Source organism: Pseudomonas sp. TE36184 (assembly GCF_054060055.1).
This window is the reverse complement of sequence record NZ_JBSSCU010000001.1, coordinates 2735231-2748065: the sequence shown is the minus strand read 5'-3', so window position 1 is coordinate 2748065 and position 12835 is coordinate 2735231. Positions and strand designations below refer to the sequence as shown.

Sequence of the window (12835 nt, the reverse complement as noted above, 5' to 3'; positions counted from 1 at the left end):
ATGACCGCCGCTTGCCTGATGACCACTTACCAACCCTTGGCCTTGAGCTTTGCGCGTGGCCTGGGCACGCGCCTGTGGGACCAGCAGGGGCGCGAATACCTGGACGCCGTGGCAGGCGTGGCCGTGACCAACGTCGGGCACTCCCATCCGAAACTGGTGACAGCCATCAGCGAACAAGCCGGGTTACTGTTGCACACCTCCAACCTTTACAGCATCGATTGGCAACAACGCTTGGCCCAGCGTCTGACCCAACTGTCGGGCCTCGATCGTGCGTTTTTCAACAACTCCGGCGCCGAAGCCAACGAGACCGCGCTAAAGCTGGCGCGGCTGCACGGCTGGAAAAAAGGCATCGAGGCGCCGTTGGTGGTGGTGATGGAAAACGCCTTCCACGGCCGCACGCTGGGCACCATGGCGGCCAGCGACGGGCCTTCGGTACGCCTGGGGTTCCAGCGCTTGCCGGGGGATTTTCTCAAGGTCGGCTTCGGCGACCTGGCGGCGCTGGAGGCGATCACGCAAGCGTTCGGCACGCGCATCGCAGCGGTCTTGCTGGAACCGATCCAGGGCGAAAGCGGGGTGCAAGTGGCGCCGCCGGGTTACCTGAAAGCCCTGCGCGCTCACTGCACGCGCCACGGCTGGCTGATGATGCTCGATGAAATCCAGACCGGCATCGGCCGCACCGGCGCCTGGTTTGCCTTCCAGCACGAGGGCATCGTGCCGGACGTGATGACCCTGGCCAAAGGCCTCGGCAACGGCGTGCCCATCGGTGCCTGCCTGGCCAGGAACGTGGCGGCCGACTTGTTCACTCCGGGCAGCCACGGCAGCACGTTCGGCGGTAACCCATTGGCCTGCCGGGTGGGTTGCACCGTGCTGGAGATCATTGAAGAACAAGGCCTGCTGCAGAACGCCGCGCAACAGGGCGAGCGCTTGTTGGCCCGCTTACGGGTGGAGTTGGATGAGCACCCGCAGGTGCTGGCGATTCGCGGCAAGGGCTTGATGATCGGCATCGAGCTGGCAGACCCGTGTCGCGAGCTGGCCCTGCGCGCCGCCGAGGAACATGGGTTGTTGATCAACGTGACGCGGGGCAAGGTGATTCGCCTGCTGCCGCCGCTGACCCTGGAGGCCAAGGAGGTCGAGATGATCGTGCGGGCCATCACCCGCTTGCTGGATTGAAATGAGATCCCCTGTGGGAGGGTGCTTGCCCCCGATGGCGGTGTATCAGTCGAGCAATCTGCAACTGACACACCGCCATCGGGGGCAAGCCCCCTCCTACAAGGGATTCCGGTGATCTTCAGTGGTCACTCCCATTCAACCACTCTTGGTTCATCGTCTCGCTATCCCCCAGGTAGTCCAGCAACCAACTCATCGCCGGGGACAGTTTGTTCTGTGCCCAGGCCACGCATGACGGGCTGGCCGGGAACGGCCGGCGCAGTTGCAGCGCGACCAGCTCACCGCGTTCGATCCACGGCAACACCTGATGCGCCGGCGCCATGCCGACGCACAGGCCGTCGCGCAGGCAGTCAATGGCCGAGGCCCAGTTCGGTACCACCAGCCGGCGCTGGTTATCCAGGGTCCAGGTATCGCGCTTGGGCAGGTTGCGCGAGGTGTCGGTCATGCACAGGGACGCGAACGGGCGCAGTTGATCGTCACTGAGCAAACCATCCAGCGCCGCCAGCGGGTGTTTCGCGCTGACCACGCACAACCAGTTCAACAGGCCCATATCGCGAAATGTGAAGTGACTCGTCACCGGCACCGCGCTGGTGGCGCCGATCACGATGTCGGTGCGCTCATCGGCGAGGGCGTCCCACACGCCGTTGTACACCTCGTACTCCAGCAGCAATTCCACGTCAGGGAACTGCCGATAGAAATCCAGCACCAACTGCCGGCAGCGCTGGGGTTTGACGATGGAGTCCACCGCGACCTTCAACTGGCCGCTCCAGCCATTGGCCACTTGCTGGCACAGGCGCCGTGTACCGAGCATGGTTTTCATCACGCCGCGGGCTTCGTCTATAAATAGACGGCCGGCCGCGGTGAGCTCGACGTCGCGATGGCGCCGCACGAACAAGGGCACGGCCAGCCACTCTTCCAACTGACGCACCGTGTAGCTGATGGCCGACGGCACGCGGTGCAATTCCTGGGCGGCGGCGCTGAAGCTGCCATGGCGTGCGACGGCATCGACCACATCCAGGGAGTATTCGGACCACATGGCGGTTGCCTTCAAATTAATTGATAGAAGTGTCCAATTATTATCGCTTCACAGAGAGGCTGCCAGCTTCATAATGGGCAGCAGTCAGCAAATAGTTTGATGGCAGGTTCAACAAGGCTTCAATGAAAAACTCTTTTGGTTTCACCTGGTACCTGGCGGGGCTGAGCATGCTCGGTTATCTCGCCATGGACATGTACTTGCCGGCGTTCGGTGCCATGGGCGAGCAATTACACATCGGCGCGGGCGCGGTGGGCGCCAGCTTGAGTATTTTCCTCGCGGGCTTTGCCGTGGGGCAGTTGTTGTGGGGGCCGTTGTCTGACCGACTGGGGCGCAAACCGATCCTGCTCACGGGCCTGAGCCTGTTCGTGCTGGGTTGCGTCGGCATGTTCTGGGTCGAGACCGCCACGCAACTGCTGGCACTGCGTTTTATCCAGGCGATTGGCGTGTGTTCCGCCGCCGTGAGCTGGCAGGCACTGGTGATTGACCGCTACCCGGCCGACAAGGCTCACCGCGTGTTCGCCAGCATCATGCCGCTGATGTCGTTGTCGCCGGCCCTGGCGCCGCTGTTGGGGGCCATGGTGCTGAATCACTTTGGCTGGCAGGCGATTTTCGCGGTGTTGCTGGGCGTGTCGCTGCTGTTGCTGCTGCCGACTCTGTTCCTGCGCACGGCGCCGAAACGGCTGGCGGAGGAAGGCGAACCGACGCGCCTCGGTTATGGGCAATTGCTCGGCTCGCGCGTGTTCACCGGCAACGTCATGATCTTTGCTGCCTGCTCCGCCAGTTTCTTCGCCTGGTTGACCGCCTCGCCGTTCATCCTCGGCGATATGGGCTACAGCCCGAATGACATTGGCCTGAGTTATGTGCTGCCGACCCTCGCGTTCCTGATCGGAGGCTACAGCTGCCGCAGCGCGTTGCAGCGATTCCAGGGCAAGACGCTGTTACCCTGGCTGCTGGTGGCCTACTGCATCAGCATGCTGGCGTTGTACCTGGTCGCCACCTTGAGCGTGCCGACCCTGACCACCTTGCTGATTCCGTTCTGCCTGATGGCGCTGGTCAACGGCGCCAGTTATCCCATCGTGGTGGCGAATGCGCTGATGCCGTTTGCGGAAAATTCCGGCAAGGCAGCGGCGCTGCAAAACACCCTGCAACTGGGCCTGTGTTTTCTCAGCAGCCTGTTGGTGTCGTCGATGCTTGAGCAGCCGCTGCTGATCACCGTGATCGTGATGCTGGCGACCGCGCCGCTGGCGGTGCTGGGTTACTGGTTGGCGCGGCCGAAAACCGATGATTCGCAATTGGCGAATGCTTGATCTGACAAGTGGGCGCTGGATTGCCTGCGCTGCATCAGGTTTACCGAGCCGATGCGATCGCAGGCAAGCCAACCCCCACACTTGATTGCGGCTTTTTCAGTGTCTTGAGCGGTAAATCCTAGAACGTCACTTCCATATTCAGCGTGGGTGTCGACGTGCGACTGCCCCGACCGCCGTCCACACCGAACTTGTTATGCCAGTACTCGTAGCCCACTCCGAGGTACAGGTTCGGCGTTACGCGCTTGCCGGGTCGCACCGCGACCATCAGCGCGCTACGCATCAGCGTTTCCGCTGCGGTATCGCGGCCGTGGAAGTCCTCGCCCTTGTTGCCGACATGGTTGATAAACCCCTGGAACTTGGCCGCGTGGCTGCCGATCTCGAACGGACGCATCCACGTCAGGTTGAGCATGTAGGTGTCGTCGAAGGTATGGTCCGACTCTTTCGCGCCGGGAATCCCGCTGTGATTGCGTTCTTTGTAATACATCAGGCTCAGGTCCAATACGCCGACGGTGTTGAACTTCAAGGTCGGGCCGAGCACCAGCGCGCGTTTTTTCGCCGAGGCAAAGTTGTTGTTGCGGTTGGCATCGAAGCCCAGGGTCAGGGCGTAGTCCTTGATCAACCCGGTGCCCAGCGGCGTATCGAAAACGCGAGAGGCATACAACTGGTGTCGGTATACCGCATACACCTCACTGCCGCCGTGGTCGGTGCCCTTGCGCGGGTCGCGGCTGTCGGACAAAAACACATCGAGGTTCAGAAAGTTGCTGCCGTACTGGTAGCCACTGGCGTGGGTGACGCTGTAGATGCGCTTGCTGAATGCGTCGGGGTTGTTCGGGTTGGTGAATTGCTGGCCGTAGCGAAATCCTACGCTGTTGTTCATCCATTCCAGCGCGACAGCCTCCCCGCCGCCGAGGAGGGTCAATGCAACGGTTGCGCCCTGTAATGCCTTTTTCATTGTTTTAGGTCCTATGGCGTTCTGGCTCATGACGGCCGGATTGTTTTTGTAACGCCGGTGGAGGGTATCTTGTTCGAACGATTGTATACAACTCTATGGACATCTAGTCTCGGTATTGCATACAGTGGCGCCACAACAAAAACAGAGAACCCCTCACCATGACTATCCCGAAGGCGTCATCGCAACGACCCGAAGATGAGAATCTCGGCGTCGCCGCCAACATGGCTTACGGCCTGCAGCATGTGCTCACCATGTACGGCGGCATCGTTGCCGTACCGTTGATCGTCGGCCAGGCGGCCGGGTTGTCGCCGGCGGATATCGGCCTGTTGATCGCCGCGTCGCTGTTTGCCGGCGGCCTGGCCACGTTGTTGCAAACCCTTGGCCTGCCGTTCTTTGGTTGTCAGTTGCCGCTGGTGCAAGGCGTGTCGTTTGCCGGTGTGGCGACGATGGTGGCGATTGTCGGCAGTGATGGCGCCGGTGGGGTGCCAGCGATTCTCGGGGCGGTGATGGCTGCGTCGTTTATCGGGCTGCTGATCACGCCGGTGTTCTCGCGGATCACCCAGTTTTTCCCGCCGTTGGTGACCGGCATTGTGATCACCACCATCGGCCTGACGCTGATGCCGGTGGCCGCACGCTGGGCCATGGGCGGCAACAGCCGTGCGGCGGATTTCGGCAGCATGGCGAACGTCGGCCTGGCCGCGTTGACCCTGTTGCTGGTGTTGTTGCTGAGCAAGATCGGCAGCGCGACGATCTCGCGGTTATCGATCCTGCTGGCGATGGTGATCGGCACCGTGATTGCGGTGTTCCTGGGCATGGCGGACTTTTCCGGCGTGACCCAGGGGCCGATGTTCGGCTTCCCCACGCCGTTCCATTTCGGCATGCCGACCTTCCATGTGGCCGCGATCATTTCCATGTGCATTGTGGTGATGGTGACGCTGGTGGAGACTTCGGCGGACATCCTGGCCGTGGGCGAGATCATCGACACCAAAGTCGACTCCAAACGCCTGGGCAATGGCTTGCGTGCCGACATGCTGTCGAGCCTGTTCGCGCCGATCTTTGGTTCGTTTACCCAGAGCGCGTTCGCCCAGAACGTCGGCCTGGTGGCGGTCACCGGGGTGAAAAGTCGTTTTGTGGTCGCGACAGGCGGGTTGTTCCTGGTCGTCCTCGGCCTGCTGCCGTTCATGGGGCGGGTGATTGCGGCAGTGCCGACCTCGGTGTTGGGTGGTGCCGGGATCGTGTTGTTCGGCACCGTGGCAGCCAGCGGTATTCGCACACTGTCCAAGGTGGATTACCGCAACAACATGAACCTGATCATCGTGGCCACGTCCATCGGTTTCGGCATGATCCCGATTGCCGCGCCGAGCTTCTACGATCATTTTCCCAGCTGGTTCGCGACCATTTTCCATTCGGGCATCAGTTCGTCGGCGATCATGGCGATCTTGCTGAACCTGGCGTTCAACCACTTCACCGCCGGCAATTCGGACCAGCAGTCGGTGTTTGTGGCCGGGACTGAGCGCAGCCTGTGTTTCCAGGATGTGGCCGTCTTGCGCGAAGGCGATTACTTCAGGGGCGGCAAGCTGTTCGATGCCGAAGGCAAGGAGATTCCACTGGTGGCCGAGGTGCCGAGAAAAACCGCGAAGGCCGAGACCAGCGAGGTTTGAAACGGTGGCAGCGGGTTTGCTCGCGATGGCGGTCAGGCGCTGACTGAACCACCGCCATCATGAGCAGGCCCGCTGCCACATTGCTCGTCAGCTTGCTTTGAGGGTCTTGTGCGGCACTGAACAGGCCTCATCCAAAAACTTCACCACTGTCCCCATGCACGCCTGGCGCTCTTCGACATGGGGCATGTGGCTGGAGTCTTCAAACAGCGCCCAGCGCACATCCGCGATTTCATCCAGGAACGGCTTGACCACCAGCGGTGTGGCTTCGTCATGCTGGCCGGAAATCACCAGGGTCGGCACCTTGATTGCCGACAGACGGCCAATCACGTTCCAGTCCTTCAAACTGCCGATCACATGGAACTCGGTCGGGCCGCTCATGGCGTGGTACACGGTCGGGTCTGCATCGACCTGAGCGAACGTGCGCGCAACCTCGTCCGGCCATGGGTTGACCCGGCAGACGTGCTGGTCGTAGAAAATCCGCGAGGCGGCGAGGTATTCCGGGTCCTGGTAGGTGCCGGCGGCTTCATGCTTGAGCAGGGTTTCATGCACGCCTTCGGGCAGCAACTGACGCAGGCGGTTGGCTTCGCTGACCCAGGTACGCATGCAGGTGGGCGAGTTGGCCGGGATAAACGCACGCAGGCCCTTGGGTTGCAGAATCGCGTGTTCGCTGCCGAGCATGCCGCCCCAGGATTGCCCGAGAATCGCGTAGTCCTGGCTGATTTGCAGGTGGTCCAGCAGGTTGTTCAGTTCGTCGAGGAACAGGCTGACAGTCCAGAAGGACGGGGCTTTGTCGGGCAAGTGCGTGGAGCGGCCGTTGCCCAGTTGGTCGTAGTGGATGACGGCGTGACCACTGGCGGCGACGTCCTTGAAGGCATCGACGTAATCATGGGTGCAGCCGGGACCGCCGTGGATGATCACCAGCGGTGTACGGCCCGAGGCCAGGTCGCCGGTGACGCGATACCAGGTCTGATAGGGGCCGAAGGGCGCAAACCCTTCGCGGACTTTTTCGATGAATTCCATTTCGTATCCTGCTTTGAAAAAAAAGTATCAGGGACACGATAATCGGCACGCGACGTTTAGGTAACTAGCAAAACAGCTAGGTTTTGCCGAAGGGTCAATCTTCCAGCAAGCGGTAATGAGTGGCGCGCACCACGGCCTGTACGCGATTTTTCGCCCCCAGTTTGTGCATTGCCGAGGCAAGATGCAGGGTGACGACCGCCAGCGAGCGGCTCAGCTGCGTGGCGATTTCGGCGGCGGTCAGGCCGTCGGCGGCCCATTTCAGGCACTCGCGCTCGCGTTTGGTCAGACGGATATGCGGGTAGGTGCGTAGTTCATTGCTGAACAGTGGGTAGGCCGCTTCCTGCAGGGCATGGGAAATCAGGCCGAAATCCGACAAGCTCTGTTGCGCGTCCTCCAGCACCGTATGCGCCTTGCCGGTGCGCAAGCCGGTCAACGATGCGAAGCCGCCCCGGGGCAGATGAATCGGCACGCTGACGCCGCAGGTCAGTTGCTGGTCATGCAGGTAAGACGAGACGGGGGCGTGGCACGGGTCGATGATCTTCTGCAGCGCCGTCTGCGCCTTAGCCTCGTAGGACCAGACAAACGGCGACACCGTATTCAAGGCCAGGTGCTGCACCGGATCGATCTGGTAGAACCCTTCGCCGCACCATAAGGCATGCCAATCGGAAGGCGTGTTGCGCAGTTGCAGCACCGAAGGTGTGATCAACGTGCCGTTGAGGTCGATGGGCACCGGTGAGTAGTCATACACCAGCGCATCGAAACCCAACTGTTGGGCTAGGATAAACGCATTGTCCATCTGCTCGTCCAGGCTCCTGCCCGGCATGAGACGGTGATTGAAGGCAGTTAGCTTGGCCAGCATCCGTTCTGCTCCCGAATTCATATGAATCTCGACTTGCTGCAAGTAGAATGCCACGCCCCGGCGAAGGACTGCCAGGCCAAACCTATAAGAAATACTAGGTTATGGATGCACGGCATCCTCGGTAGCTTATGGCCTCATAAGCGGCCGCAACCCGCCAGGCCGATACCACACAAGGAACGTATGCATGTGGCGTGAAATAGCCCCCGACCAGCAGTACACCGTGCAAGTCGATGGCCATGACCTCGCGGTCTACAGCTTTGGCGAAGGCGATGAGGTGCTGTTGTGCCTCAACGGCGGGCCAGGGCTACCGTGTGACTATTTGCGCGACGCCCATGGCTGGCTCAAAGAGCATGACCTGCGAGTGGTTGCATTCGACCAGCTTGGCACCGGTGCTTCAGCCAGACCGACCGATGTTTCCCTGTGGGAAATCGGCCGTTATGTCGAAGAAGTCGAAACCGTGCGCCAAACCCTGGGCCTGGGCCGTGTGCATTTGCTCGGGCATTCCTGGGGCGGCTGGCTGGGCATCGAATACGCCATCCATTACCCCGATGCGCTGAAAAGCCTGATCCTGGAAAACACCGTCGGCGACATTCCGCACCTCTCCCAGGAACTCGAACGCCTGCGCGGCGCCCTCGGCAGTGAAACCGTGGCGATGATGCAGCGCCATGAAGCCATGGGGACGCTGGATCATCCGCAGTACCAGGCCGCGATCACCTTGCTCAATTATCGCCATGTGTGCCGCCTGGACGAATGGCCGGCGCCGCTCCGGCGCTCCCTCGACGACTGGAACATGGGCCCTTACGCAACCATGCAGGGCCCCAACGAATTTCTGTATATCGGCAACCTCAAGGACTGGAACCGCATCGCCGAGATGGCCGATTTCAACATGCCGATGCTGATCACCACCGGTCAGCACGACGAGCTCACCCCGGCCTGCGCCCTGCGCATGAAACTGGCCGCCCAGCACGCCGAATTGCATGTGTTCCGCAACAGCAGCCATATGCCATTTTACGAAGAGCCCCAGGCGTACTTCCCGGTACTGCTGGACTTCCTCGCTCGTCACCGAGGCTGACGGATGAACCTGGCGCGCTACCGCTTCGTGCTGACCCGGCCGCTGCAATTGCTGCCGGTGCTGTTCGGCATCAGCCTGATCACCTTCGTGCTGGTGCGCTCGATTCCCGGTGACCCGGCGCGCGCGCTGCTCGGCTCGCGCAGCACGCCGGATGCGTTGCTGAAGATCCGCGCACAGTTCGGGCTCGACCAGCCGCTGTGGCTGCAATATTTTTACTTCTTGAAAAACCTGCTCAAGGGCGACCTCGGCCAATCGCTGTTGTACAAGGTCGACGCGTTGAAGCTGATCGTCACCCGTATCGAGCCGACCCTGGTGCTGGTGCTCGGCAGTGTGCTGCTGGCGCTGCTGATCGCAGTGCCGCTGGCCACCGTCGCGGCGCGGCGCAAAGGCGGCTGGGCGGACAACCTGATTCGCGTGTTCACCACCGTCGGCCTGGGGATGCCGGCATTTTGGCTGGGGTTGATGCTGATCCTGCTGCTTAGCGTGCAATGGGGCCTGTTTCCGGTGTCTGGCTACGGTCGCACCTGGCTGGACAAGGCGCACCATATGGTCCTGCCGTGCCTGACCATCGCCCTGGCCCTGTCGGCGGTGCTGGTGCGCAACCTGCGGGCGAGCATGTTGATGGAGTTGCAGGCGGACCATGTCACCGCTGCCCGGGCGCGCGGGTTGTCGGAAGCGGCGGTGTTTCGCCGGCATGTACTGCCCAATTCCCTGGTGCCGACGGTCAACCTGCTGGCGGTGAATATCGGTTGGCTGATCAGCGGCACGGTGGTTATCGAAAGCCTGTTCGCCATTCCCGGCATCGGCCAGTTACTGGTGCGCGGCATCTTTACCCGCGACTACATGGTGGTGCAGGGCGTGGCCATGGTGCTGGCCTGTGCGACGGTGGTGGTCAACTTCGTCGCGGATGTGGTGACCGTCGCCCTCGACCCACGAGTGAAGATGCAATGAGCACTCGTCCACTGATCGCGCCATGGCGCTTGCGCCTGCGCTTTGGCTTGCGCGACGGGCGGCTGACCGCCGCGTGGGGTTTGCTGATTCTGTTGACGTGGCTGGGCCTGGCGTTGTTTGCGCCGTGGCTCGCGCCGTTCGACCCGATCGCGCAGAACACCGATCTCAGCTTGCTCGGGCCGAGCCTGGGCCATCCCTTCGGTACGGATAATTATGGCCGCGATATTCTCTCGCGGGTGATCTGGGGCGCACGCATCGACCTGCAATTGGCGATTGTCGGGGTGATCTTCCCGTTCATGATCGGTACCTTTATCGGCGCGGTCTCCGGCTATATCGGCGGGCGTTTCGACAGCGTCTGCATGCGCGTCATCGACGTGATCCTGGCGTTCCCGTTCCTGGTGTTGATGCTGGCAATCATGGCCATCCTCGGTCCGGGCTTGAAGAGTTTCTATATCGCCATGGCGTTGGTGGGCTGGGTGTCGTATGCGCGGTTGATCCGCTCGCAGATCCTGGTGCTCAAGGAAAGTGACTTCGCCCTGGCGGCCAAAAGCCTCGGCTTTGGCCATGGGCGCATTCTGTTCCGGCACTTGCTGCCGAATGCGATGTTTGGCTCGATTGTGTTTTCCATGTCTGACGCGGTGCTGGTGCTGCTCAACGGCGCAGCGGTGAGTTACCTGGGCCTGGGCGTGCAACCGCCGACCGCCGAGTGGGGAACGATGGTCGCCGAAGGGCAGGCCTTCATTACCACCGCCTGGTGGATCTGTACTTTTCCGGGGCTGGCCATCGTGACCCTGGCCATGGGCTTCAGCCTGCTGGCCGATGGCGTGGCGCAAGTGTTGGGAGAGCGCCCATGAGCCTGCTGCAAGTGCGCGACCTGAGCGTGATCGCCAACAATGCCGGGCGCGACGTGACCCTGGTCGACCGCGTCTCCTTCGACCTGGCCGAAGGCGAGATCCTCGGCCTGGTAGGCGAAAGCGGCTCGGGCAAGACCATGGCCTGTCGCGGGCTGATCCGCCTGTTGCCGTCGCCCAACCTGCGCGTGCAGGGCGGCGCGGTGCGCCTGGCCGGCCAGGACTTGCTGCCACTGGACGACGCAGGCATGCGCGCAATACGTGGCGGGCAATTGGGCATGATCTTCCAGAACCCCAGCAGTCACCTCGACCCGCTGATGCGTATCGGCGAACAGATCGCCGAGGGCATCCGTCTGCATCAAGGCGCGTCGAAAAAAGACGCGCGCCGGCAAGCCATCGAAGTGTTGCGCCAAGTGGGCATTCCCGATCCCCAGGCGCGGGTCGACAACTACCCCCACGAGTTTTCCGGCGGCATGCGCCAGCGCGCCATGATCGCCGTGGCGTTGGGCTGCAACCCGACAGTGCTGATTGCCGACGAACCCACCACGGCCCTCGATGTGACCGTGCAGGCGCAAATCCTGCGGCTGTTGCTGGAGCTGCGCGACCAGCGTGGCTTGTCGATCATCATGATCACCCACGACCTCGGCGTGGTGGCGCAAACCTGCGACACCATCGCGGTGATGTACGCCGGGCGCCTGTGCGAGCACGCCAGTAAATACGAGCTGCTCGCCCATCCCCGACACCCGTACACCGCGGGGCTGATCGATTGCCAGCCGGCCCACAGCAGCGGCCACGCCTTGCTGCGCACCATTGCTGGCCAGCCGCCGTTGCTCGATGCGTTGCCCGTCGGGTGCCGCTTCCACCCGCGTTGCCCGCAAGTCGGCAGCCTGTGTCGCGAACGCTTGCCGGAAGGTGCGCGGGTGGCCTGTCACTATCCGTTGGGAGATCGCTCATGAGCCTGTTGCAGATCAAGGACCTGGAGGTACGGTTTGCCGCGTCCGGCAGCGGGATGTTCGGCCTGCACAAACAGTGGGTGAGGGCGGTCAACGGTGTGTCGCTGAACCTGGCGGCGGGCGAGACCCTGGGGCTGGTGGGCGAATCCGGCAGCGGCAAAAGCACCCTCGGCCGGGCGATTCTGCACCTCAACCCGATCAGCGCCGGGCAGGTGCTGTTCGACGGCATCGACATGGCCCACGGCAGCGCCGTCGACATCGCCCGCCTGCGCCATGAAACCGCGATGATCTTCCAAGACCCGTATGCCGCGCTGAACCCACGCCACACCATCGGCGAAACCCTTGCCGAAGTGTTGCGGGTGCAGCACAAAGTCGCGCCGCAGCAGATCGCGCGGCGTGTCGACGAGTTACTCGAGCTGGTCGGCCTGCGCCCTGAATTGGCCGCTCGCAAGCCCGGCTCCCTCAGCGGCGGCCAGTGCCAGCGAGTCGGCATCGCCCGGGCGCTGGCGGTGGAGCCGCGCTTGATCGTTGCCGATGAATGCGTGGCGGCACTGGATGTCTCGATCCAGGGGCAGATCATCAACCTGTTGCTGGAACTGCAACAGCGCATGAACCTGGCGATTCTGTTCATCGCCCATGACCTGGCCATCGTGCGCCGCCTGTGCGACCGCGTGGCGGTGATGTACCTGGGCCAGATCGTCGAGGAGGGGCCGGTGGAAGCGGTCTTCACTTCACCGCGTCACCCGTATACGGCGGCGTTGATCCAGGCGATTCCCGAGATCGATCCGCATCGGCCGTTGCCCACGGAACCCTTGCCCGGCGAGCCGCCGAGCCCGCTGAATCTGCCTACAGGCTGTGCTTTTCACCCGCGTTGCCGGTATGCCCAGGCCATGTGTTCCGTGGTGTTGCCGCCGACCCATTTCCTGCACGAGCATCGGTACAGTTGCGTGCTTGAAGAACCTTTGCTTTGACCCCTGCCATTCTTGAACAACCGCCGTTATAAACA

Annotated in this window: 12 protein-coding genes; 8 read left to right on the top strand and 4 right to left on the bottom strand. The window is 62.2% G+C overall.

Features of this window, described 5'->3' with window-relative positions; genetic code table 11:
* Entirely contained in the window at positions 1–1170 is a 1170-nt protein-coding gene (locus tag ACVWZP_RS12095; RefSeq protein WP_046490477.1) for an aspartate aminotransferase family protein, read from the top strand.
* A 118-nt stretch (positions 1171–1288) separates the two neighbouring features.
* On the opposite strand, the gene punR is transcribed toward ACVWZP_RS12095, so the two are convergent.
* On the bottom strand, positions 1289–2203 hold the full coding sequence (gene punR / locus ACVWZP_RS12090; protein ID WP_457369769.1) for a DNA-binding transcriptional activator PunR: 915 nt from the start codon (positions 2201–2203) through the stop codon (positions 1289–1291).
* Between the two features lie 122 nt (positions 2204–2325).
* Between punR and punC the strand changes: the two genes are divergently transcribed.
* Positions 2326–3510: a purine nucleoside transporter PunC gene (punC, locus tag ACVWZP_RS12085; protein ID WP_017848869.1), complete on the top strand. Its 1185-nt coding sequence runs from the start codon at positions 2326–2328 to the stop codon at positions 3508–3510.
* A 118-nt stretch (positions 3511–3628) separates the two neighbouring features.
* On the opposite strand, the gene ACVWZP_RS12080 is transcribed toward punC, so the two are convergent.
* Positions 3629–4462 carry a hypothetical protein gene (locus ACVWZP_RS12080; protein WP_046384292.1) on the bottom strand — a complete coding sequence of 278 codons (834 nt, stop codon included), beginning with the start codon at positions 4460–4462 and terminating at the stop codon, positions 3629–3631.
* A 158-nt stretch (positions 4463–4620) separates the two neighbouring features.
* On the opposite strand from ACVWZP_RS12080, the gene ACVWZP_RS12075 reads away from it, so the two are divergent.
* Complete coding sequence (locus tag ACVWZP_RS12075; RefSeq protein ID WP_108524372.1) at positions 4621–6123, top strand: nucleobase:cation symporter-2 family protein; 1503 nt, start codon at positions 4621–4623, stop codon at positions 6121–6123.
* A gap of 87 nt (positions 6124–6210) precedes the next feature.
* On the opposite strand, the gene ACVWZP_RS12070 is transcribed toward ACVWZP_RS12075, so the two are convergent.
* Together ACVWZP_RS12070 and ACVWZP_RS12065 are read right to left on the bottom strand one after the other, a co-directional pair.
* Positions 6211–7143 carry a proline iminopeptidase-family hydrolase gene (locus tag ACVWZP_RS12070; RefSeq protein WP_457369768.1) on the bottom strand — a complete coding sequence of 311 codons (933 nt, stop codon included), beginning with the start codon at positions 7141–7143 and terminating at the stop codon, positions 6211–6213.
* Between the two features lie 94 nt (positions 7144–7237).
* Positions 7238–8002: a LuxR family transcriptional regulator gene (locus tag ACVWZP_RS12065; protein WP_046384289.1), complete on the bottom strand. Its 765-nt coding sequence runs from the start codon at positions 8000–8002 to the stop codon at positions 7238–7240.
* Between the two features lie 184 nt (positions 8003–8186).
* Between ACVWZP_RS12065 and ACVWZP_RS12060 the strand changes: the two genes are divergently transcribed.
* From ACVWZP_RS12060 to ACVWZP_RS12040, 5 genes are read left to right on the top strand one after another with little or no spacing between them, the layout of a single operon-like run.
* Positions 8187–9074: a proline iminopeptidase-family hydrolase gene (locus tag ACVWZP_RS12060; RefSeq protein ID WP_457369767.1), complete on the top strand. Its 888-nt coding sequence runs from the start codon at positions 8187–8189 to the stop codon at positions 9072–9074.
* Positions 9075–9077: 3 nt separating this feature from the next.
* Complete coding sequence (locus tag ACVWZP_RS12055; RefSeq protein WP_046384288.1) at positions 9078–10025, top strand: ABC transporter permease; 948 nt, start codon at positions 9078–9080, stop codon at positions 10023–10025.
* Positions 10022–10879, top strand: a complete 858-nt coding sequence (locus ACVWZP_RS12050) for an ABC transporter permease (RefSeq protein WP_017848862.1) — start codon at positions 10022–10024, stop codon at positions 10877–10879. The genes ACVWZP_RS12055 and ACVWZP_RS12050 overlap by 4 nt, the downstream gene beginning before the upstream one ends.
* Positions 10876–11832 carry an ABC transporter ATP-binding protein gene (locus tag ACVWZP_RS12045; protein WP_457369766.1) on the top strand — a complete coding sequence of 319 codons (957 nt, stop codon included), beginning with the start codon at positions 10876–10878 and terminating at the stop codon, positions 11830–11832. Before ACVWZP_RS12050 ends, ACVWZP_RS12045 begins: the two co-directional genes overlap by 4 nt.
* Entirely contained in the window at positions 11829–12800 is a 972-nt protein-coding gene (locus tag ACVWZP_RS12040) for an ABC transporter ATP-binding protein (protein WP_126587945.1), read from the top strand. Before ACVWZP_RS12045 ends, ACVWZP_RS12040 begins: the two co-directional genes overlap by 4 nt.
* Positions 12801–12835 lie beyond the last annotated feature (35 nt).

Excerpts from the sequence above, each read along its gene's own strand:
- ACVWZP_RS12070 (WP_457369768.1), bottom strand. The coding sequence starts at position 7,143 with ATGGAATTCATCGAAAAAGTCCGCGAAGGGTTTGCGCCCTTCGGCCCC.
- ACVWZP_RS12055 (WP_046384288.1), top strand. The coding sequence starts at position 9,078 with ATGAACCTGGCGCGCTACCGCTTCGTGCTGACCCGGCCGCTGCAATTG.
- punR (WP_457369769.1), bottom strand. The coding sequence starts at position 2,203 with ATGTGGTCCGAATACTCCCTGGATGTGGTCGATGCCGTCGCACGCCAT.
- ACVWZP_RS12080 (WP_046384292.1), bottom strand. The coding sequence starts at position 4,462 with ATGAAAAAGGCATTACAGGGCGCAACCGTTGCATTGACCCTCCTCGGC.
- ACVWZP_RS12065 (WP_046384289.1), bottom strand. The coding sequence starts at position 8,002 with ATGCTGGCCAAGCTAACTGCCTTCAATCACCGTCTCATGCCGGGCAGG.
- ACVWZP_RS12050 (WP_017848862.1), top strand. The coding sequence starts at position 10,022 with ATGAGCACTCGTCCACTGATCGCGCCATGGCGCTTGCGCCTGCGCTTT.
- ACVWZP_RS12075 (WP_108524372.1), top strand. The coding sequence starts at position 4,621 with ATGACTATCCCGAAGGCGTCATCGCAACGACCCGAAGATGAGAATCTC.
- ACVWZP_RS12060 (WP_457369767.1), top strand. The coding sequence starts at position 8,187 with ATGTGGCGTGAAATAGCCCCCGACCAGCAGTACACCGTGCAAGTCGAT.
- punC (WP_017848869.1), top strand. The coding sequence starts at position 2,326 with ATGAAAAACTCTTTTGGTTTCACCTGGTACCTGGCGGGGCTGAGCATG.
- ACVWZP_RS12045 (WP_457369766.1), top strand. The coding sequence starts at position 10,876 with ATGAGCCTGCTGCAAGTGCGCGACCTGAGCGTGATCGCCAACAATGCC.
- ACVWZP_RS12040 (WP_126587945.1), top strand. The coding sequence starts at position 11,829 with ATGAGCCTGTTGCAGATCAAGGACCTGGAGGTACGGTTTGCCGCGTCC.
- ACVWZP_RS12095 (WP_046490477.1), top strand. The coding sequence starts at position 1 with ATGACCGCCGCTTGCCTGATGACCACTTACCAACCCTTGGCCTTGAGC.